We start from the raw sequence: 21,502 nt of genomic DNA on the forward strand, positions 1-21,502 counted from the left end.
TGGAATACAAGGTGTTCTGCCTCTATTTGCTATCTAGGACATCAAAAAAGAGGGGGTGCTCCCTCCTTACGAATTTAATTCTGCCAAGTCATCTAGATACTGGTTGTTAATGACCGCCAAGATATAGGCATCCGCCTTCAAGAGGTCATTGGGTCCAAACTGGACATCCAAGGGTGAATTTTCTTGTTCACGAAATCCTAGGACATTGAGGTTATATTTGCCACGTAAATCTAGCTGGCTTAGGCTTTGACCTGCCCAAACACTCGGAATTTTCATCTCTACGATAGACACATTTTTGTCCAGCTGAAAGACATCAACATTGTTATGAAAGAGAATGGTCTGCGCTAGAGACTGCCCCATTTCATACTCAGGTGAAATCACCGAGTCGGCACCGATTTTTTCTAGCACCTTCTTGGCTGTCTGGCTTTTGACCTTGGCAATAACCCTTGGTACACCTAGACTCTTACAATGCATCACTGCAAGCACACTCGACTCCAGATTTTCCCCTGTTGCCACTACAACCGTGTCACAGGTATCAATCCCTGCGGTTCGGAGGAGTTCCTCATCTGTGATATCACCAACAACTCCACGCGCCAAAACTGGCTCAAATTGATTGATGTGCTCGGCATGGTCATCAATGGCAATAATATTCATATCTTGCTTGGCTAGGGCCGTCAGGACACTACTCCCGAAAATCCCCAAACCTAAAATTCCAATCGTACGATCTGACATAGTTCTTCCTTTCTTATCCAATACTAATATCTGCTTTCATATACTGAATCAAATCTTTCTTATCAGGCTGGTAATCCGCTAGACTAACCAGCAAGGTTAAGGGACCGATACGGCCGATAAACATGAGCACCATGACAATGCTGAGAGCTAGCTTACCCAGTTCTGGCGTCAGATTTGCCGTTACCCCAACTGTCGCAAGGGCTGAAATGGTCTCAAACATAAGATAGATAAAGCGCGGTGTTCCTTCTGCTGTAATTCCCAACAACATCAAGCCCAACAAGAAGGTCATCAAAAAGATAATGAAGACACTAAAGGATTTTTGGACTGTTCGAGCCTCAATGGTTCTCTGCGCAACATTAGCATGAGGTAAGCCCAACAATTCACTACGCGCAAAGACCAATAAGACAAAGAAAGTCGTAATCTTGAGACCCCCAGCCGTCCCTCCAGGCGCCCCACCCAGAAACATCTGTAGGATATAGATAAACAGGGTCACAGGCCGAGCTTGGGTGTAATCAATAGAGGCAAAACCAGCCGTTCTCATGCTGACGGTTTGGAAAAAGCTAACCAGCACTTTCTCTGGAACACTGAGATTACCAATCGTTCCAGGATTGTGCCACTCCGTAAAGAGAGTAGATACTGTCCCAAACAGCAAAATCCCTGCAGTCAAGAAGAGGACTAGTTTGGTGTGGAAACGCAGACGGCGTTTTTTCTTCTTGTCAAACTGGGTTGCCAAGTCAAACCAGACCATAAAGCCAAGACCACCCGTGATAATCAAACTAGCAATAACCAGATTGATTAAGGGATCCGTCTGAAAAGCCACTAAACTGCTACTGCCGAAATTATCAAAACCAGCATTACAAAAGGCTGAAATAGCTAAGAAGATAGAGGTAAAAATACCCCGTCCCCAACCAAACTCAGGAATAAAACGAAAACTTAGTAGGAAGGCACCCAAGCCCTCCACCAGAAAAGTCGTCAAAAAGATGGACCGCATAAAAGCCTTCAGCGACCGAGTCTCCCCGTAACTGAAGCTCTCCTGAATGGTTTCACGACTGCGAAGACTAAGCTTTTGCTTCCCCTGAATATAAAAGACCCCGATAAAAGTCATGAGACCTAAGCCACCAATCTGTATCAAGAGCATACAAATCAACTGCCCCCAGACATTATAGGTAGTAGCCACCGGTTGCGTAGAAAGGCCGGTTACACAGACCATAGACACCGTCGTAAAAAGATGGTCAAAATAAGTGGCCTGCGAACCGCTCGCCTGAACAAAAGGCAAACTCAAAAGGAGAGAACCTATAAAAATAACTCCAGCGAAACTTAAAAAGATGCGACGAGCTGGTGAAAGTCCACCCAAGGCCCTTTCAATTTTTTTAACAAATAATTTGAATAACATACATCCATTGTACCATAAAAAGAAGGAGAGTAGCTAGATCTGAAAGGCAATTTCAAGGCAGAGTTCCAAGGCCTTCTCGAAAGCTTCTGAACCCCAGTCACGACTATCGTACTGGTCCAAGTCTGCTAAGGAATCAGCTGTGAACAACAATTCTCCCCAGAGAACCCCACGCAGTTGGGCTACTGCCGCAAGCGCAGAACACTCCATCTCCACAACAGCACAGCCTTCTTCCTTTCGATAAGCCACCTTTTCAGCCGTTTCTCGGTAAAAACCGTCTGTTGTCCAGGTCATGACTTCTTCATAGGGAATCTCTCTATCATCCAACACTCGCTCAATAGCAGCAATAGCCTCTGGCTGCATTTCCATATAACGAGAAGGTGCCACATAGTGATAACTAGCTCCTTCATCTCGCAGAGCGCGAACAGGGACTAGAAAGGCATTTTCTTCTATATCAACCAGCACACCACAGGTTCCAGTGGAAATAATCTGCTCCACACCATAGCCAATCAACCAATCCATAAGCTGAGCTGCTGGAGCTGAACCAACAGGAGCCTGAGCCAGACAGATCTCCTCGCCTTTGTAGTTCACGACATAGACCGGATAAGTCTTGGTGGCAGAAACAAATTCGCCGACACAGTCCGCCCCTACTTCCCTCGCATAACGGTCAATCTCCTCACCTAAAAATGCATAGACGCACTTCTTGGGCAAGTGCAAGTCCAGCCCCTCGTGATCAGGCATGATGACCGCTTGAGGATTATCATCAAACTCTAAAATAGGAATCGCATGTTTCTGAATCATAGCCTGCCTCCTCTAATTTTGTACTATTGTATCAAAAGCTGACCGAGTGTCAAGGAGGAAGCTGAGGAACTGAGGAGAAAAAATACAATCGCAACCAATCTCCACCAAGTCAAAACAACTTGCTTGACAAAAGCTTGACTTCATGGTTTAATATACCCCATAAGGGTATATTTGGAGGTGCCTATGTTTCACTTATTTACAAAAATTGACAGTATTTCTACCAGCGAGTTAGAAGCCAAACTCAAGGAACCGATTCAGCTACTAGATGTTCGGACGCCAATGGAATTTCGTAGAGGTCATATCAAAAATGCCAAAAATGTTCCTCTAACCGAAATTGGTTCCTACACACCAACAACAAAAGAAACACTTTATGTCATTTGTCATTCTGGTGTGCGTAGTAAGATGGCTGCTAAAAAGCTAAAGAAAAAAGGCTACGATGTCATCAATGTCCGAGGCGGTATGAGCTCTTGGACAGGAAAAGTCATCTAGAAGCATAAAGGAGAAAATCAATGAAAATTATCATTGTCGGGGGAGTTGCAGGCGGAATGTCAGCAGCAACCCGTCTCAGACGTCTCATGGAAGACGCTGAAATCACTATTTTTGAGAAAGGTCCCTTTGTTTCCTTTGCAAACTGCGGGCTTCCTTACTATGTTTCAGGAGAAATTGCAAACCGTGATAGTTTATTGGTCCAAACTCCTGAAAGTCTCAAGGCACGCTTTAATCTCGATGTGCGACCATTTCACGAGGTCATCCAGATTTCGCCAGAAGAACACACTGTGACGGTACGTCATGATGGGAAAGAATTCACAGAAAGCTACGACAAGCTGATCCTCTCCCCAGGAGCTAAACCATTTGTTCCTACCATTGAAGGCTTGGCAGAAGCTAAGAATGCCTACACGCTCCGCAATGTTCCCGATCTCGATGAAATTATGGCAGCCTTGGACAATTATCCAAAAGAAGCTGTCATTATCGGTGCAGGCTTTATCGGGCTTGAAATGGCTGAAAACCTGGCGAAACGTGGATTGCAAGTTACTATTGTTGAGAAAGCACCCCATGTTTTACCATCATTAGATCAAGAAATGGCAGCCTTTGTCCAAGCAGAATTGGTTAAAAACAGCGTTCGCGTTATCACTTCTCAGTCTGCAACTCGATTTGAAGAGCAAGGAAAAGTCATCGTTCTCGAAAACGGTCAAAAGATCACTTCTGACCTCACCATCCTTTCTGTCGGTGTTGAACCTGAAAACGGACTGGCCAAAACTGCGGGGATTGAACTGGGACTTAGAGGTGGGATTCTTGTAGATGAACATTACGAAACCAGTCAAAAAGATATTTTTGCAGTTGGGGATGCCATCGTCGTCAAGCAAGAGATTACGGGCCAAGACGCTCTCATCTCTCTCGCTTCTCCTGCCAATCGTCAGGGACGCCAAGTGGCAGACGTCATCGCAGGACTAGAACGTACAAACAAGGGCAGTATCGGCACTACTATCGTTCGTGCCTTTGATATGACAGCTGCTTCGACTGGTCTCAGCGAGCGTATCCTTAGCATGAATCAACTTCCTTACAAGGCCCTTCATGTCAGTGGGAAAGACCACGCTAGTTATTATCCAGGCGCTACTGATATGACCTTGAAGCTCCTCTTTGACCCAAACACTGGAAAAATCTATGGTGCCCAAGGAGTTGGGAAGAAAGGTGTTGACAAGCGAATCGATATCCTATCAACTGCTATCAAGGGAAATCTCACCGTCTTTGACTTGCCAGAATTGGAGTTCACCTATGCGCCACCATTTGGCTCGGCCAAGGATACAGTCAATATGCTGGGCTACGCAGCCTTAAACCTTATCGAAGGTCTCAGCGACAATGTTCAATGGTACCAGCTCGAAGACGAACTGGCTAAGGGTAAGAAATTCCTAGATGTGCGGACAAGTGGCGAATTTCAGAGTGGTAGACTCAAAGTCGACACCATCCACATCCCCCTAAACGAACTACGGGAACGCTTGGACGAACTGGACAAGAACCAAGCCTACATCGTTAGCTGCCACAGTGGTTTGCGCAGCTATATCGCAGAGCGTATCCTCAAACAAGCAGGATTTACCGTCCAAAACCTTAACGGCGCTTATTCACTATACAAAATGGCTAAGCCAGAAGGAGTAGAATATGGAAACTAATATCAGCATGGCTGACTTTTATGAAAAATATCAAAATGAAAATCTAGAGCTTATCGATGTCCGTGAAGTACATGAATTCCAAGCAGGACATGCACCAGGTGCCAAAAATCTTCCGTTAAGTACCTTGGAACAAGGATACAAAGAACTCAAACCTGACCATGAATACCATGTCATCTGTCAAGGTGGAGTGCGTTCTGCCTCTGCCTGCCAATTTCTCAGCGCCCAAGGCCTCTCCGTTACCAATGTAGAAGGTGGCATGAATGCTTGGCCTGGTCAAGTAGAATAAGCCAAAGGAGCTGGGCAAAAACTCAATTTCAGGAGAAAATGAAGTAATACTCAATGAAAATCAAAGTGCAAACTAGGAAGCTCGCCGCAGACTGCTTAAAACACTGTTTTGAGGTTGTAGATAAGACTGACAAAGTCAGGAACAGATTTCTACGGCAAGGTGAAGCTGACGTGGTTTGAAGAGATTTTCGAAGAATATAAATCTCCCCACAATAAAACGCATACTATCAAGGTTTTTAACACCTGATAGTATGCGTTCTTTTATTTTAAAGACTTTTTCCAGCATCTCTTGATTCACATTAAACTATTCTATTAGTAGAAATCTTTCAACTCTGATCTCTTTATTTCCGTTTAATCAAGTATCGGATAGCCTTTTCTAGACGTTCCTTTTGAGCTTCAGGATCATCTAGCGGTTGATTGATACATTCAGTAAGGTTTTCGGTAATTATCATCTCAATCACGCGCTCCACACTAGATTTCACAGCTGTCAGTTGCGTCACAATATCAGCACAGTCACGATCTTCTTCAATCATCTTTTGAATTCCACGCAACTGACCCTCTGAACGTTTCAAACGAGTAATATACTTTGAGTTTGTCATTTCTTTTTCCTTGCTCGATTTTTCTTCATTATATCTCTAATCAGCTTCTTTGTCAAAATTCTCGCCCATCCAGCGCACACAGTCCTGTTACCAAAGACCTTTCAAAAGACAAACTAGCAATGCTGATAACTTGCTGGAGATGCCTCGTTTTACCTTGCTAAACGAATACGAATCATAATTCCGTCTGGATCTGTAATTTCCAACTGGCTCGATGTCAGCCATTTGATTGGTGCATCAATTTCTTGTGCTCGCTGGGCAATCGTTAACAGTTCTTCTTTATGTTTGACTTCAATGACATAATAGGCCAAACCTGGCAAGCCTTGCTTACGCAAAGCCAAACCTTTTCCTCCCCATTCGTTGACGGCTAAGTGATGATGGTAGTCCCCAGCTGCAATCCAACTAGCACTAGGTACACTGAATTTATCCTCTAGTCCTAACACCTTTTGATAAAACTGGCTGGACTTTCGACTATCCTTGACAGAAAGATGAATATGGCCCATTCTCGTACCATCTGCTAGGATAAAGGGCTCTACTCTTTCCCCCAACTCATAGATATCCTGCGCCTCAAGGGCCTCCGTCACCCCGATAATTCGTCCATCGTCTCGAATATCCCATGTAGAAACCGGCTTGTCTCGATAGAGTTCAATGCCATTTCCCTCCAAATCCTCCAAGTAAATGGCCTCGCTGTAACCATGGTCTGCACCGCCCACAAGAGGAATCTGTAAATCTGTCAGATGTTTCAAGACATCAGCCAAAGCCTTTCGTGTCGGCAAGAGAATAGCCAGATGGTAAAGACCATAATGTTCCCTTACTTCTCCGCTCTCTTGTGCTTGAATCAAGTGTACCAAGGCTTTCCCTCCAAGTCCCAGAACGACCTCTGTCTCCGTTTGAGATAGGATTTCTAAACCAATAATCTGCTGATAAAATACTGTTTGACTTGCCAAGTCCTTCACATTTAAAACTGCCTCTGCTAAATAAATGTGGCTCTTATATTCATAGGTCATAGGATATCTCCTTTGTTGTAATTTTTGTTGTTACAACTATTATATAATCTCCATCAAGAAAGTCAAGCCAGACAACTTGACGCCTCTATTCTAACAAAAAGAGGCCAATGTTTGCCGAGTCCACTGAAAAAATAGGCCTCTTACTTTTAATGAAATGAAAACCGAGGAATCTCTCGTTAATTTGAGCGAGTTCCTCGGTTATTTTGTATTTATTAAGGTCATAATTCGTTTCATATTGACCACGAAGATGGTTGTTGCTGCCTGTAACTCCATGCTGAAAAGACCCGATGCTCTCGCGACATCAAAGCCATGTCTCTGTTTTAGTTCGGCATTCTTTGCTTCGATTTTATAGCGATGTCTGGCCATTTCTTTAAAATAAGGTGTTTCCTGAAATTTCTTCTGGAAAAGATGGTCGTCACTCTTAATGGCTATTGAATAAGTTTTAGACTTTGCCCCCTCCTTATAACATCCTTCCTTGGAAAGGCAACTCTTGCACTTCTCAATGTCAAAGTAATGAGTGACAACTTGATTCTTATTTTGATGTTTTTTCCCTGTCCTTGCTTTGCGAACAGCCATGTGTCCTTCTGGACAGACAAATAGCCCTGCATCTTTATTAAATTCAAACGCATCCTCTTCTTTACGGTAACCTTTTGAAACAGAAGGATTCAGTTTTGAAACCAAATGAATCTTTTCTTTGCGAGCTAGTTGAATATTGTCCTTTCCTGAATAAGCCGCATCACCAATAATAGTCTCGATGTCCAGACTATTTTCCTTTGTTTTGGCATATAACTCAGGTAAATATTTCCCATCGCTTTGTTCACCAGAAGTGACCACGCAAGCAGTAATAATCCGTTCATCCGTCATAGCGATATGACTTTTATATCCATAGAAAGAGGTGTCGGCTGTCTTATGTCCAAGCCTAGCCTCCTCTTTAACAGAAGCTTCCAAGTGTTCTAAGTCGTCCTCGACAGCCTCTTTTAGGTAATTGAACTTTTGAGACACAGCCGGTAGAGCTAAGAGTTCCTCGTATTTTTCAACCACAGCCATTAACTCCTCTGTATATGTCAACTCTGCTTCGAGGTTATCTTCTTGAGGTTTCTTTGGAAATTCTATTTTGATATCTTCTGAATGTTGATAAATTGTTTTACGTAAAGCTTTTGAACGCTCTCTAAGGATTTCTTGGGGTTTCTTATGATTATAATGAGATTTGGTGTGAGTGGCATCCACAATGAGGATTTTACTCTTAATCAAGTTATGTTCGAATGCAATTTGAACAGACTTCTGAATCAATACATCAAGCAGTTTGTCATCTTTAATTCTTAGCTTTCTAAATTTTGTCAGAGAGGATGGCTCGATAACAGAATCCTCAGGAGCCAGACCAAGAAAAAATTTAAAGGCCATATCTGACAAGGAACGTCCTACCACATCTACATCTGATAACTTATAAATATCTTTTAACAAGAGATATTTGAACATCATAATCGATGAATAAGCTTTACGCCCAAAATCGGGACGATAATTCTTTTCTAGTTCATCATAAATAAAGCTAAAATCACAGAGTTCAGTTAGCTGACGTAAAAAGTGGGTTTTAGGAACCACGATATCATATAAACTAGAATAAGGACTGACATCCATAGTTAACTGATTATCAAGCATTATTTTACCTCATCTCTAGTATAACAAAAAAGCCATCAATTTGATGACTTTTTCAGTAGGCTCATGTTTGCCATCAACCTCTTTCTTATCGTTCATTCTTTTTGCTAAGTAAGATGAATACTTTACCTATGACTTACTATCTTCAGCCTAGTTTACCCATTCACCATTACCATTTACACGATAACCATCTGGTGTCGTTGTGCTGACTGCCAAAGCTCCTGAACCATATGCATAGTACCAGTATTGACCAACTTTAAACCAACCTGTCTTCATGATACCTGATTGATCAAGATAATACCAGGTACCATTTTCCTTATACCAGCCTGTCTTCATAGCTCCTGAGCCATCGAAGTAGAACCATCTGCTACCATCTGTTCCCCAGCCTGTAAACATCGCGCCAGAACTATCAAGGAAATACCATGTTCCATCAACTTCTACAAATCCAGTCTGCATGACACCTAAATCATTCAAGTAGTACCATTTACCACCCGTTTTCACCCAGCCTGTCTTCACATCACCAGACTCATAAAAATACCATTTTCCATTAGACTTCACCCAGCCAGACTGACTAGATGTAGATGTTCTAAAATCTTTCAGCGGTTTTTCTACAACCGTAGCTTTACTTTTAACGGTTGAAAGGTTTGAGGCAGTCACTTCTGTATACTGAATAGCAGAGCCATATCCACCAGCCAATTCCTCTGAAGAAGCGTCATCACCTAAAGCTAACGAAATCGTTGCTACTTGCTGAGAACTAGCTGCATTTCTAAAAGCCGCGAGACCCACATAGGTAAATTTAGAATTAATCAAAACCTCATAATAACCTGTAAATTCTTTAGAGGTTCCACCCTTCTTTTTCGCTACATAATTCGCCTTCTCAGCATGCCAGTTTTCAATTGCTTTTAGAAAACCTTCATAGTTCACATCTAACGCTTCTCCTCTTATGCTATTACTAGATGGAAAAGCAGTCCAGATTTCTTTAGTAGAAAGACGCTCAGGTTTCAGAGCTACTGACACTTCAGTAGCGCGTACAAAAGCAGTTTTCTCAAGATCAGTAGACCATTTAATAGGGACATACTTATCTACCAAACCTTCATCAGCTGCTTCCTTACGAATTTTATTGATTGCATCCAAAATAGATTGTTTATTTGGAGTCAAAAATTCTCCCTTGATTCCAACCAAAACGTTGCCACTAGAAGGTTTTAGCACCTCTGAGGTCAATACATGTTCATTTTTACCATTAACAGATTGTGTTGCCACCAGTCTGTCATTAGCAAAAACATCATTTGTCAAAACTGCTCCAGCCAAAGTCAAAGCCAAGGCGCTAGCAAAAACAATTTTCTTCATCTTTTTCTCCTTTTATCCTTTAGATAGGACAGGTATTTTCACTATTAAATTATATCATATTTCCCTACTCTTTGCCCGTTTCTACCAATGTTATAAGGTAAATACTATTCCCCAAAAAGTAGAAATTCCTATCCTTTTATTTCACAACAAGCTCATAACGTGTCTTACTGGTAAAGGTTTGACCGGCTTTGAGAATGACTTGGTCTTTAAGGTCACTGTGAATGGCATCTGGTAAAGCTTGCGCTTCAAGGGCAATTCCATTGTGCTGCACCATTGGCCGACCTCCTATGATGACACTTTCATCCACAAAGTTTGCTGTGTAGACCACAAAGCAAGGGGCCTCTGTCTTGAAAAGCAGGAAGCGACCTGAATTTTGGTCATAAAGGAAACCAGCATTGTCATGACCTGCAGGAAGGGCAAATGGATGATCCAAACCTGATACCAGCTGGATTTGCTCATCTTCTTCTGCAAAGATGTCTTTCAATAAGGCACCATTGTAGATGTGTTTAACCACATCACGATTGGCATCTGGAATTTTGGCAGGAACGCCGTCGGGAGCGATTGGATAGATTCCCTCTGTGTTTAGCTGAAAGACATGACGGTCAATCGTCTGCGTGAAATCACCAGACAAGTTGAAATAGCTGTGGTTGGTTGGATTGACCAGCGTATCCTGATCGGTCGTTACCTTGTAGCTGATTTCATAGGCACCAGTTTCTTCCAAGTGATAACTAATCCAAATCTTGAGATTACCAGGGAATCCTCCTGTCCCATCTGTACGCTCTGTATAAAGGGTCAAGCCATGGTCGCTCACTTCAACTAGTTCAAACAATCTGGAATCCCAACCAGTTGAACCACTGTGGTTACAGTTGCTAGCATTGTTGACTTCCAGATGATAGGTCTTGCTATTCAGCTCAAAGATCGCACCTGCAATACGTCCCGCCACAGGACCTACGCTCGCTCCATGCTTAGGACTATTGCCTACATAGCTATCAAAGTCATCAAATCCCAAAATAACGTTGGCAAAATTTCCAGCCTTGTCAGGCGCGACATAACGCAAGATAGTCGCACCATAAGTCATGACTTCAAGCTGGTAGCCACCGTCCGTCTCAAAGCGATAGGCCAAGACATCCTTGCCCTCAACATTTCCAAATACACGCTCTGTGTATGCTTTCATTCTATTCTCCTTTTACTATTTCTATCAAGCAAACAAACCATAGAAAGCCTACTGACAATCTATGGTTTACTTGTATGATTTACAAATCCTCTTGTCAAGAATTCATAAACACTGTCTTACTTTTGGTATTCGTGAATAATCACACCTTGTACCACACGGTTTACTGTACCTGTAGGAGACGGTGTATCAGGTTTATTTTCTACCTTGAGTGAAGTCAATAGGGCAAAGAGTTGGGCATAAACGATGTAAGGGAAGACACGGTAAATATCATTCAAAACACCTCCACAACCAAGTGCCACTTCTTTGACATTTTCAAGACCAAAGGCTTGATCACTCAAAAGCACAACACGACGAGCAATCTGATCACCCGCAACTTCACGAACCAAGTCCAAGTCGTACTTGCGAGTATAGTCTGTCGTTGTACCAAAAACCAAAACAACTGTATCTTCGTTGATCAGTGATTTTGGACCGTGACGGAAGCCAACTGGACTTTCATACATGGTCGCAACTTGGCCAGCTGTCAATTCCAAAATCTTGAGCTGAGCTTCATGAGCAAGACCAAAGAAAGGACCAGCGCCTAGATAGATGACACGGTTAAAGTCTAGGTCAACAAGTTCTTTGACATCTTCTGCATTGTCTAGAATTTTACGAGCAAGACTAGATACAACTTCAAAACGTTCAGCTTTCACAGCAAATTCTGTAGGATCAAAAACCAAGAGAGCTGTCAACATCATAGACGTAAAGCTAGAAGTCATAGCAAAGCCAGCGTCATTAGAAGCAGCTGGTTGTAACAGCAAGAGATTACGGTCATCACCGTGGGCTTGAAGAGCCAACTTACCGTCCGCTGCACAAGTAATCGTCACTTGATAAAGCTCATCCACCAAGGCCTTGGCCAAATCAACAGTTGCAACACTTTCAGGCGAATTTCCACTACGGGCAAAGGAAACAAGGACAGTTGCCACATCTTTTTTCAAATAAGTTTCTGGATTGGCAACGATATCTGTTGTCGCAATAGCATTGAAATTCCATTTGCGTTCGTCATAGACTTCCTTAAAGTAAGGCACCAAGGTATCTCCTACATAGGCAGAAGTCCCCGCACCTGTCAAGATTACCTTGATATAGTCATGTTTATCAGCAATCCCTTGTAGGAAGGCTGCAATTTCTTCACGTTTTGCTTGATAAGATTCAAAAGCTTCTTTCCAGACATCAGGCTGTTGGTAGATTTCACGTGTAGTGATTTCTGCACCCAATTCGAGCAAGTCTTCTTTTGTATAATGTAGCATTGAATTCCTCTTTTTCTATTAAAGATGGGAATAGGAGTAAGCCCCATTCCCATGTATATTCTATATAAGATGCTCTAATGATTTTCACGTTGTCACATGAATTGAATCGAGTTCCAACTAAAATCTTTGGGAAAAAGACCGATTATCGTCGGAGCATCGCTCCATCCTCCTATCGCCTATTTTCCCTGTGATTTTCACGTTGTCACATCGTATACTCAATGAAAATCAAAGAGCAAACTAGGAAGCCAGCCGCAGGCTGCTCAAAGCACTGCTTTGAGGTTGCAGATAGAACTGACGAAGTCAGTAACATATATCTACGGCAAGGCGACATTGACGTGGTTTGAAGAGATTTTCAAAGAGTATTATTCATCTTCGTCATCATCGAAGCCCGCTAACAGGTCATTGACTTTCACAATGCTTTCTGCAGCACGGCTCTTGTAGTCCGCATCTGCGCCTGTAAGGCTCGCATTGATAAATTCAATCACCATTGGAAGATTCATCCCTGCATAAAGTTCGATGTCACGACCTTCCATGATCAAACGGCTTACCACGTTACATGGTGTTCCACCGAGAAGATCCGCAAAAACTAGGAAATCATCTAATCCTTCAATAGCAGCTTCAAATTTTGCAGTAAATTCTTCTGGGCCATCTTCTGGAAGAAGAGCCACTGCATGAATGTTGTCTTGTGGACCCATGATCATTTCAGTGCTACCTTTAAGTTCTTCACAGAAGCGACCATGACTCACCAAAATTAATGATTTAGCCATAAATTATGCGCCCATTCCAAGTACAAATTTACCAAAGGCAGAAAGAGCCAAAGCAAGTACGATAATAATACCGATAGCTTTAGTAGAGTTCATACCTTTCTTACCAAGCAACCAGAAGATAAAGGCAGTAAAGATTGCTGGAAGCAAGCGTGGGAAGATTTGGTTCAAGATGTCTTGGAAGTCAATCATCTTCTCACCGATTGCCCATTTGTAAGAAATTTCAAAGTTGATCATTGTTGCTACAAGAGCACCCATCATGAAGACACCAAGTACAGATGCAGCGTCAATCAAAGCTGTCAAGGTACTTTGCATGTTGTTGATAAGGTTAACCCCTTCTTTGTAGGCAAATTCCAACTGTTTCCAACGGAAGATGTCATAAGCAACTGCAACTGCGATCCAAAGGAAGATACCCCAAGGTTGACCACCGATAGCCATAGTTGCTGCGATAGATCCCATGATAGCAGGTACAAGTGAACCAAAGATTGTATCTCCAAGAGGAGCGAATGGTCCCATCAAACCTGTCTTGATACCATTAACGGCATCTTTTGAACCTACACCATCTTTTTCTTCCATGGCAAGATCAAAACCAGCGATAATGGTGTGGAAGAATGGTGAAGTATTGAAGAATTGAGTATGAACTTTCATCATTTCTTTCAATTCAGGAGTTCCATCTCCATACATTTTACGCAATTGAGGCAAGATCATGTAAAGGTAACCAGAAGCTTGCATACGTTCGTAGTTCCAACCCAATTGGAAAGTAAACAAGCTACGTTTATTGATTTGGTTAAAATCTTCTTTTGTAAGTTTATAATTAGAATTCGTCATCTTCGATTTCCCCACTTTCTGATGGTGTAGAAGGTGCTGCTACAGCTACTTTTTGGCTATTTTTGAAGTGAAGCACTGCAAGGAAGATACCTACGATAGAGATACCAATCATAGACAAACCTTTGAAGTTGTTCACGAAACCAATTTTTTCAGCAACATCTTTCGGTAGAGTGCCTACGATACCAGCAACAGCGCCACCAAGACCAGTTACATATGAGTAAAGAACAGTCAACATAGCTGTCAAACCAAATCCCATAGCAAGGTAGTGAAGGTTACGTTTAACTGGAAGGTAACGAAGCAAGATTGCAAATCCAAGACCTGGAAGCATACGTCCTGCGAGTGTCAAACCATCTGCAACCCATTGGTATTTTGTAACGAAATCTACTACGTGTTGTACAAATTCACCACCAAAAGCAAGCGCAAAGAAGACTGGAAGGGCACGAGATAGAGCCCAAGGAATCGCACCAAGTAGGTAGTTGCGTTCAATACCTTTATAGTCAAAGCGTTCGATTGCAGCATCCACACGGTGAGCAAAGAAAGTAGTTGTCATACGTCCAAGAACGTCGAAGTAAGTCAAGAGAGTTGCTACTGGCACAGCGATTGTTGTAATCGCAAGTGCTGTATCAATTCCTTGTGAAACAGAGAAGGCTGTCGCAAGAACTGCACCAGAAGTTGCGTCAATACGAGAAGCACCACCGAAGGTACCAACCCCAAGAACGAATAGTTGCAAGTTACCACCGATAAGTAGACCAGTAGTCACATCTCCCATGATTAAACCAGTAATGAAACCAGCAAATACAGGGGAACCTGCAGATGAAACGATCGTCAACTCATCACAGATTTGATAAGCTGAGTACAAAGTGAGAAGTAAAATTTGCCACCATTGTATCATAACAATGACCTCCTAAAAATTTTTTCCTATTTTAATAAGCTCAAAAAGTCTGAAATTGGATCATTTGGAACCATTTGAGCAGTAAGTTTAACACCTTTTTCTGCCAGTTTGTGGAAGTCTTCCACATCCTTATCTACTACGTTGATAGAACGTGTGATGGCGCGAGTTTCTGGTGTTTGAGACATATTCCCAACATTAAGGGTTTCAAGTGGTACACCTGCTTCGACCAAACCAAGGAAGCGGTCTGGTTTGCGAGCCACGATAAAGAGACGTTGGCTATCGTATTTTCCAGCAAGAATATTGGCTGCCGCTTTTTCAATTGGCAAAATACTCAATTTCACACCTGGTGGTGTCGCAAGTTTCAAACCACTCTTTTCAACGTCGTTGTTGACAACTTCGTCATCTACAACCATAATACGCGAAACATTTAGTTTTCCAGCCCATAGATTGGCTACTTGTCCGTGGATCAAACGTCCATCAATACGGCATCCTACAATTGTCATAAGTTTTCCCCCTTTATGTGTTTTAGTGTAGGTTTTCGAGTTAAATGAATCTCTTCTTTATATTCACCCTCTGTTTCAAAGATGATGATGCGGTTGGCCCCTTCCTTGAGGTAGCTATGAGGAATATAAAGCGAGAGGGTCGGGCCGACGTTCCAAAAACGTCCTAGATTCTGCCCATTGACAAAGGCAACCCCCTTACCAAACTCAGACAAGTCTAGGTAAGTATCTTTTGGCTCTTGGACTGTAAAGTCATAAGCGTAAAAAGCTGGTTGTCCTTGATTCCATCCTTTTGAAAAATCAATTTTCTCAGGATTATCTAGTGGGAGTGGATAGTGTTTCCAGTTTAGTAAGAAGTGCAAATCCTTACAAACCCCTGTCCGAATTCCCTTACGTTGCGTATCTGCTAAGAACTTATGTCCATAGTTGACACGCCCCATATTTTCTACCAAGATATCCAATCTAGACAGCGCTTTCTTTTCACCTTGATAAAAAATATCTTCCCCAATCTCTGTCTGATATTGGGTTTTGACCCATTGACCATCGACATAAAGCTGGGCCCTATCTCGACCATCAATGATACGAAGTCTTTCTTCTTCTGCATCCCAGTTTGTTTCTGTTCGATAGAGTAGGTAGCCATAACTTTGTCCCAATTCCTCCATCTTTTTAGGATAGAGACTTTCTACAGGACTTGACAAGCTATCTAAGGTTTCAAACAAGGAAACTTTTTCAACTAGTGGAATAGCATCCAACTCCATACTCTCTTTGTAGAGTGGTTCCAACTGCGGATACTCTGGAAAATGTGTTGCCATCATCTTCTTGACCGCCAGATATTTGGCAGTTGGATTTCCTTCTTCATCCAGAAGGGCATCGTAATCATAGGATGTGACTTGTGGCAAGTCCAAAGTCCCTCGAGCCGAGCAACCATTCATGAAGCCAAAGTTTGTACCACCGTGGAACATGTAAAGATTGATGGAACCTTGCTCCAAAACCTCTCGAACTGCATCTGCCAATTCCTTAGGATCCCGTGTGATAATCGGTTCTTTCCAACGATTGAACCAGCCATCCCAGAACTCCATACACATGAGTGGCCATTTTTTGCCATGTTCATCAAAGAATTCCTGCATCTGTGAAAAGTTGTACGGAGCTTTAGAACCAAAATTTCCTGTCACAAAGAGATCATCTTCGATTAAGGTTCCTGCTTTCAGAGTAGCTCGCCATGGACCATCTGATGTGAAGAGGGGACAGGTTACGCCACGCTCTTCCATCAACTGTCGAATTGCTCTCAGATAAGCCTTATCTTCTCCATAAGAACCATACTCATTTTCAACCTGCATCATGAGGATATTGCCACCCTTGTCCAACAAATGTGGAACCAATCGTGACAAGAGCTGGTCATAGTAGCGACCGACAGCTTCAATATAAGCAGGATCTGAGGAACGAATCCTCATGTCTTTGGTTAAGAGCCAGGCTGGTAAGCCACCGAATTCCCATTCCGCACAGATGAAGGGTGACGGACGAACGATAGCGTAGAGACCCAAATCTTGCGCTGTCTGGAGAAATCGCTCCAAATCCAGAGCTCCTTCAAAGTGAAACTCACCCTCACGAGACTCGTGTAAATTCCAAGCCACATAAGTCTCTACTGTATTAAAACCAAGAGCCTTCAAGTTATAGAGCGAATGATACCAATCTTCTGGAGGAACCCTAAAATAATGAATGGCGCCAGATAAAATCTTAAATGATTTTCCATCGAGATAGAAATCATCTCGTATCTCAAATCGTGTCATATTCTTACTTTTTGACATTTTAGGTTTACGCTTTCATTTGTTGATATATTGAATATAACTCAATACACTACATTTGTCAATAGCTTTTCACAATTTTTTTCATTTTTCCCCAACTTTTACACAAAAAACTTATAAAGATATAAAATTTACAGACATATAGCTTCAAACAGGTGGCATGTATAAAAATGTATAAAACCTCCTATTTTTTATGTAAATTAACCTTATAGCCTATTATTCTAATTTTTTTATTCAAAAGACTACTATTCTTTCCGGTTTTATGGTAAAATCTTTAACGGAGAAGGAAAATCGAGGTGAAATTATGGCAATTCCAAAGTATCAATATATAAAAGATGAATTAAAGAACAAAATCATTTCTGGCCAATTCGCTAGTGGAGATAAATTTTACACTGAAGCTGAATTGATTGCTATGTATGATGTAAGTTCTATCACAGTTGTCCGCGCCTTAAACGACCTTGCCAAAGATGGCTATATTGTCCGCCAACAAGGAAAGGGTACATTCGTTTCACGCGCACGCAAACACAAACTCGTAGAGTTTTCTGATGTAGAAGTTTTTGAAACTAAAGATGATAAAGTGACCGTCCTTTCTATTGAGCGTGGAAACAAACTAAGCTACTTAGAAAAACTTGGACTACGCGGTAACCAATTCTACTACAAGATTGAACGCGTACGCGAAACAAATGGTGTCGTATACATCTATCATACATCTTATATTCCAGAACAATACATCAACGCAAATTATCCAAATCTTGAATATTATAGCTCTATCTATAACCGTTTCAAATTGGATTATCACATCCACATGAATGATGAACATTTTGAAGAAATTAATGAAATAGCATTTCCAACTCCAGAACATGCGGCTTCAGTCCTCGGAGTCGATGAACAATTCCCTAGCGTTTTACAAACCAAGACTACTAAATTAGAGTCTACTGGTCAGGTTCTCGCTTACAGCGAAACTTATAAACGAGCGGATTACTACAAAATCAAATTCATTTCATGTGACCGTGATCACTAAGAAGAAAGCCTGAGCCTAATCGCTTGGGCTTTTTTCTATGATTATTATATGACATTAAAAATATATTTTCTATATGTCAATTAAGATAAACTAAATTTGTTTAAATTTTACTAAAATATAGGTAATTTTTATCAAAAATACTTGAAGACAAAATAAAAATCGAAGTTCTGCTACTCCTATAAATAGAGTAATAGTACTTCGATTTTTTCTAATTATCCTAATCCAAGACGTTCAAAAATATCATCCACTCGTTTAGTGTAATAAAGAGGGTTGAAAATTTCGTCGATTTCTTCTTGTGTGAGGCGTGATGTCACCTCTGGATCTGCTTCTAGCAGTGGTTTAAAGTCGACTTGATTGTCCCAAGAGTAGGCCGTTTTTGGTTGCACCAAGTCATAGGCTTGCTCACGAGTCATGCCTTTTTCAATCAAAGTCAACATAGCCCGTTGGCTGAAGATAAGACCGAAAGTTGAGTTCATGTTGCGGATCATGTTTTCTGGGAAGACTGTCAAGTTCTTAACGATATTCCCGAAACGGTTGAGCATGTAGTCAATCAAGATGGTCGTATCCGGTGTGATGATGCGCTCAGCTGATGAGTGAGAGATATCACGCTCATGCCAGAGAGCGACGTTCTCATAGGCTGTAATCATATGACCACGGATAACACGCGCAAGACCTGTCATGTTCTCAGAACCGATAGGGTTGCGTTTGTGAGGCATTGCTGAAGACCCTTTTTGACCTTTGGCAAAGAACTCTTCCACTTCGCGTTGCTCAGATTTTTGTAGACCACGAATTTCTGTTGCCATACGTTCGATTGAAGTCGCGATGCTGGCAAGAACTGCAAAGTACTCAGCGTGAAGGTCACGAGGAAGTACCTGTGTAGAGATTTCTTGAGCACGGATACCAAGCTTGTCACAGACGTATTGCTCTACAAATGGTGGGATGTTGGCAAAGTTACCAACCGCACCAGAGATCTTACCAGCTTCCACACCAGCAGCCGCATGCTCGAAACGCTCGATATTGCGCTTCATTTCGCTGTACCAAGTCGCTAATTTAAGACCAAAGGTTGTAGGCTCAGCGTGCACACCGTGGGTACGACCCATCATGATGGTAAACTTGTGCTCCTTAGCCTTATCAGCGATGATGTTGGTGAAGTTTTCAAGGTCACGACGAATGATGTCGTTGGCCTGCTTGTAGAGGTAACCGTAGGCCGTGTCCACCACGTCGGTAGAAGTCAAACCATAGTGGACCCACTTGCGCTCTTCACCAAGAGTCTCAGAAACCGCACGCGTAAAGGCAACTACGTCATGGCGAGTCTCCTGCTCAATCTCCAAAATACGGTCGATGTCAAAATCAGCTTTCTCGCGAATCAAAGCCACATCTTCCTTAGGGATTTCCCCCAACTCAGCCCATGCCTCGTCAGCTAAGATTTCCACCTCAAGCCAAGCACGATATTTATTTTCTTCACTCCAAATGTTCGCCATCTCAGGGCGAGAGTAACGGTTGATCATGTTGTTTCTCCTTAAAATTAACTTTACTATTTTCTTCTTTTTTTATTTATTCTATTTTTTAATTTCCTTTGGAAATTATCCTTCACTTCATCATCTGACATTACTTTAGAAATTTCTTCGTTCTTTATCCAATAAATACTTGGTGTAATGCCATCATTTATAAATTTCAACTTTCGAAATGTGTAAATAATTTCCAAAATATAAATTATCAAAGAAAAGTTGGCTAAACATATTTTAATAAAATCTACAATAGAATACTCTTCTTGTCGAACCCTTCCTTGATGGCGGTCTTCAAAAATAATTTTTTGATTATCATAATCAACTTGGGAGCTGAAGTGTTGGATTGCATTCCTGATTTTATTGTTTAAATTATTTACGGGTTTGCTAAATGGCTCTGAAACATCAAGATAAGCTTGTCCTGGATTGTACTGATTAACTTTATTAAATTTACTTGGTATGCTCTCTAGATTATTGTGATAACTTCGTCCATTACAACAATTATCATAACCATTTCTTGCAAAAATGTTATTCAATGCAATAACAAGGTTGATATTATCGAGAATCCATTCATAACTTGAAGCATAAAAATCATTTAACTTTTTATAGTTCGCTGCAGACACCCCACTACTAGCTTGATCTAAGCGATTATATCCATTAGAATTTAGCAAAGTAACTACGGGAATCATGATAGAGTAAATACCTGAAAACGTTTCAAGTATTTCAAAAGCTTTACGCTCAACCGTATCAAAATCTCTCTCAATATGATCTATATACCTAATAATTTCATCTCTATGTTCCTCAGAAGAATATATTTTTTTAGCTAAAGAAGTGTATTCTGCTAATGTACCATTTCCAAGAATATTACTGATTCCTGAGGTTGTCAAAAACATCTGGTGTAAGACCATCGTCGCATCACTAACATTCTTTACTTCTCTAAACGGGGTTAAATGCTTATTTTCATCTAATAATTTCTTTAAATCACGATACAAATATTTTTCTTGTTTATTCCAAAACAAATTGAACAAACGAAGAATATTGTTAAATTTTCCTTCCGTAACAAAGTCTGCAAACTTCATTGCTTTAGAAATCTCTGTCACACCACCATACTCCGAGTCACTTTTCAATTTATCCAAACGCATTGCTTGGTTGAGGAATGGTGAGGACAATATTCCATCTATGACAGTCTCTTTTAAATATAGTTTATTTGTTGGAAATTCTGAGGAAACATCTAAACGCCAAATAGGTAATTTTGTATATTTTTGATAGTTAGGAGCTTCTTCATTTAGCTCTGTAGCGTTTTTTAAAATTAGTTCAAAAGGTTCAAATTTTACCTCACCACTAATCGGTGTTTTGCAGTCTTTACATTCAAATTGGAAAGTAGCAGGATATACTCCCATTTGAATACCTAACTCATAGCATTTTTCACACGTTATACATAAAATATGCTTTGGATAAATCATTTAACTTATCTCCCTTGATTTTCTATAAATTAAAACTACACCAACAGTCGTCGAGAACCTGTCTTACACTCCAAACTCCTCTTTCCCTATCGCCACAGACGGATAGTGTCCAAGTTCATTCAAGTTGGTATCCAGTGGTAAGTCGTAGATTACGAGATAGTTGTTAGGAAATTGAGCTATAAGTTCTTGGTACTTTTCTTGAACTTTGTCGTGATCAGCACTTGCAAAAACAACTTCCACAACAGCATTTTCCTTACTATCTTCTATAAATGCATTAACGATGAGTTGAATCAT

The 21,502-nt window shown here is 41.3% G+C and carries 21 protein-coding genes; 4 read left to right on the plus strand and 17 right to left on the minus strand.

Annotated elements, in window-relative coordinates; all coding sequences use genetic code 11:
• Positions 1-66: 66 nt before the first annotated feature.
• Genes N8L33_RS03445 through N8L33_RS03455 form a run of 3 tightly spaced genes read right to left on the minus strand, consistent with a single transcriptional unit; the run spans position 67 to position 2,923 of the window.
• Positions 67-732, minus strand: coding sequence for a potassium channel family protein (locus tag N8L33_RS03445; RefSeq protein WP_001283905.1), 666 nt, complete (start codon positions 730-732; stop codon positions 67-69).
• Positions 733-745: 13 nt separating this feature from the next.
• Positions 746-2,125 carry a TrkH family potassium uptake protein gene (locus tag N8L33_RS03450; protein WP_261058434.1) on the minus strand — a complete coding sequence of 460 codons (1,380 nt, stop codon included), beginning with the start codon at positions 2,123-2,125 and terminating at the stop codon, positions 746-748.
• A gap of 33 nt (positions 2,126-2,158) precedes the next feature.
• Positions 2,159-2,923, minus strand: a complete 765-nt coding sequence (locus N8L33_RS03455; protein WP_261058435.1) for a nucleoside phosphorylase — start codon at positions 2,921-2,923, stop codon at positions 2,159-2,161.
• A gap of 183 nt (positions 2,924-3,106) precedes the next feature.
• Between N8L33_RS03455 and N8L33_RS03460 the strand changes: the two genes are divergently transcribed.
• From N8L33_RS03460 to N8L33_RS03470, 3 genes are read left to right on the plus strand one after another with little or no spacing between them, the layout of a single operon-like run.
• Entirely contained in the window at positions 3,107-3,412 is a 306-nt protein-coding gene (locus tag N8L33_RS03460) for a rhodanese-like domain-containing protein (RefSeq protein WP_000468857.1), read from the plus strand.
• Positions 3,413-3,432: 20 nt separating this feature from the next.
• Positions 3,433-5,088 carry an FAD-dependent oxidoreductase gene (locus tag N8L33_RS03465; RefSeq protein WP_261058436.1) on the plus strand — a complete coding sequence of 552 codons (1,656 nt, stop codon included), beginning with the start codon at positions 3,433-3,435 and terminating at the stop codon, positions 5,086-5,088.
• Complete coding sequence (locus N8L33_RS03470) at positions 5,078-5,374, plus strand: rhodanese-like domain-containing protein (protein ID WP_219967289.1); 297 nt, start codon at positions 5,078-5,080, stop codon at positions 5,372-5,374. The genes N8L33_RS03465 and N8L33_RS03470 overlap by 11 nt, the downstream gene beginning before the upstream one ends.
• Positions 5,375-5,714: 340 nt before the next feature.
• Here N8L33_RS03470 and N8L33_RS03475 read toward each other — a convergent pair whose 3' ends face one another.
• The 11 genes from N8L33_RS03475 to N8L33_RS03525 form a co-directional block, all read right to left on the minus strand.
• A complete protein-coding gene (locus tag N8L33_RS03475) occupies positions 5,715-5,972 on the minus strand; it encodes a metal-sensitive transcriptional regulator (protein WP_000185159.1) in 258 nt (85 codons plus the stop codon).
• A 149-nt stretch (positions 5,973-6,121) separates the two neighbouring features.
• Positions 6,122-6,976, minus strand: coding sequence for a VOC family protein (locus N8L33_RS03480; RefSeq protein WP_261058437.1), 855 nt, complete (start codon positions 6,974-6,976; stop codon positions 6,122-6,124).
• Positions 6,977-7,174: 198 nt separating this feature from the next.
• Positions 7,175-8,632, minus strand: a complete 1,458-nt coding sequence (locus tag N8L33_RS03485) for an IS1182 family transposase (RefSeq protein WP_261058438.1) — start codon at positions 8,630-8,632, stop codon at positions 7,175-7,177.
• Between the two features lie 147 nt (positions 8,633-8,779).
• Positions 8,780-9,976 carry a CAP domain-containing protein gene (locus tag N8L33_RS03490; protein ID WP_261058441.1) on the minus strand — a complete coding sequence of 399 codons (1,197 nt, stop codon included), beginning with the start codon at positions 9,974-9,976 and terminating at the stop codon, positions 8,780-8,782.
• A 136-nt stretch (positions 9,977-10,112) separates the two neighbouring features.
• A complete protein-coding gene (locus N8L33_RS03495) occupies positions 10,113-11,150 on the minus strand; it encodes an aldose epimerase family protein (RefSeq protein ID WP_261058443.1) in 1,038 nt (345 codons plus the stop codon).
• Between the two features lie 116 nt (positions 11,151-11,266).
• On the minus strand, positions 11,267-12,433 hold the full coding sequence (locus tag N8L33_RS03500) for an SIS domain-containing protein (protein WP_153193704.1): 1,167 nt from the start codon (positions 12,431-12,433) through the stop codon (positions 11,267-11,269).
• 362 nt (positions 12,434-12,795) lie between these two features.
• A complete protein-coding gene (locus tag N8L33_RS03505; RefSeq protein WP_081093993.1) occupies positions 12,796-13,200 on the minus strand; it encodes a PTS sugar transporter subunit IIA in 405 nt (134 codons plus the stop codon).
• A 3-nt stretch (positions 13,201-13,203) separates the two neighbouring features.
• The gene (locus N8L33_RS03510; protein WP_000185294.1) at positions 13,204-14,025 is read right to left on the minus strand and encodes a PTS system mannose/fructose/sorbose family transporter subunit IID; all 822 of its coding nucleotides are present in this window, start codon (positions 14,023-14,025) and stop codon (positions 13,204-13,206) included.
• On the minus strand, positions 14,012-14,917 hold the full coding sequence (locus N8L33_RS03515; RefSeq protein ID WP_000617019.1) for a PTS mannose/fructose/sorbose/N-acetylgalactosamine transporter subunit IIC: 906 nt from the start codon (positions 14,915-14,917) through the stop codon (positions 14,012-14,014). The genes N8L33_RS03510 and N8L33_RS03515 overlap by 14 nt, the downstream gene beginning before the upstream one ends.
• Before the next feature lie 26 nt (positions 14,918-14,943).
• Positions 14,944-15,420, minus strand: coding sequence for a PTS sugar transporter subunit IIB (locus tag N8L33_RS03520; RefSeq protein ID WP_000156970.1), 477 nt, complete (start codon positions 15,418-15,420; stop codon positions 14,944-14,946).
• Positions 15,417-17,204 (minus strand): glycoside hydrolase family 35 protein, encoded by a 1,788-nt coding sequence (locus N8L33_RS03525; protein ID WP_261058444.1) that lies wholly within the window; start codon positions 17,202-17,204, stop codon positions 15,417-15,419. Before N8L33_RS03525 ends, N8L33_RS03520 begins: the two co-directional genes overlap by 4 nt.
• Before the next feature lie 319 nt (positions 17,205-17,523).
• Between N8L33_RS03525 and N8L33_RS03530 the strand changes: the two genes are divergently transcribed.
• Entirely contained in the window at positions 17,524-18,240 is a 717-nt protein-coding gene (locus N8L33_RS03530) for a GntR family transcriptional regulator (RefSeq protein WP_001007194.1), read from the plus strand.
• A 212-nt stretch (positions 18,241-18,452) separates the two neighbouring features.
• On the opposite strand, the gene purB is transcribed toward N8L33_RS03530, so the two are convergent.
• The 3 genes from purB to N8L33_RS03545 form a co-directional block, all read right to left on the minus strand.
• A complete protein-coding gene (purB, locus tag N8L33_RS03535) occupies positions 18,453-19,748 on the minus strand; it encodes an adenylosuccinate lyase (protein ID WP_012972422.1) in 1,296 nt (431 codons plus the stop codon).
• A gap of 26 nt (positions 19,749-19,774) precedes the next feature.
• Positions 19,775-21,208 carry a hypothetical protein gene (locus N8L33_RS03540; protein ID WP_261058446.1) on the minus strand — a complete coding sequence of 478 codons (1,434 nt, stop codon included), beginning with the start codon at positions 21,206-21,208 and terminating at the stop codon, positions 19,775-19,777.
• Positions 21,209-21,271: 63 nt separating this feature from the next.
• The gene (locus tag N8L33_RS03545; RefSeq protein ID WP_261058447.1) at positions 21,272-21,502 is read right to left on the minus strand and encodes a phosphoribosylaminoimidazole carboxylase; all 231 of its coding nucleotides are present in this window, start codon (positions 21,500-21,502) and stop codon (positions 21,272-21,274) included.

Source organism: Streptococcus mitis, assembly GCF_946188695.1.
In the GTDB taxonomy this organism is placed as follows: domain Bacteria; phylum Bacillota; class Bacilli; order Lactobacillales; family Streptococcaceae; genus Streptococcus; species Streptococcus mitis_DF.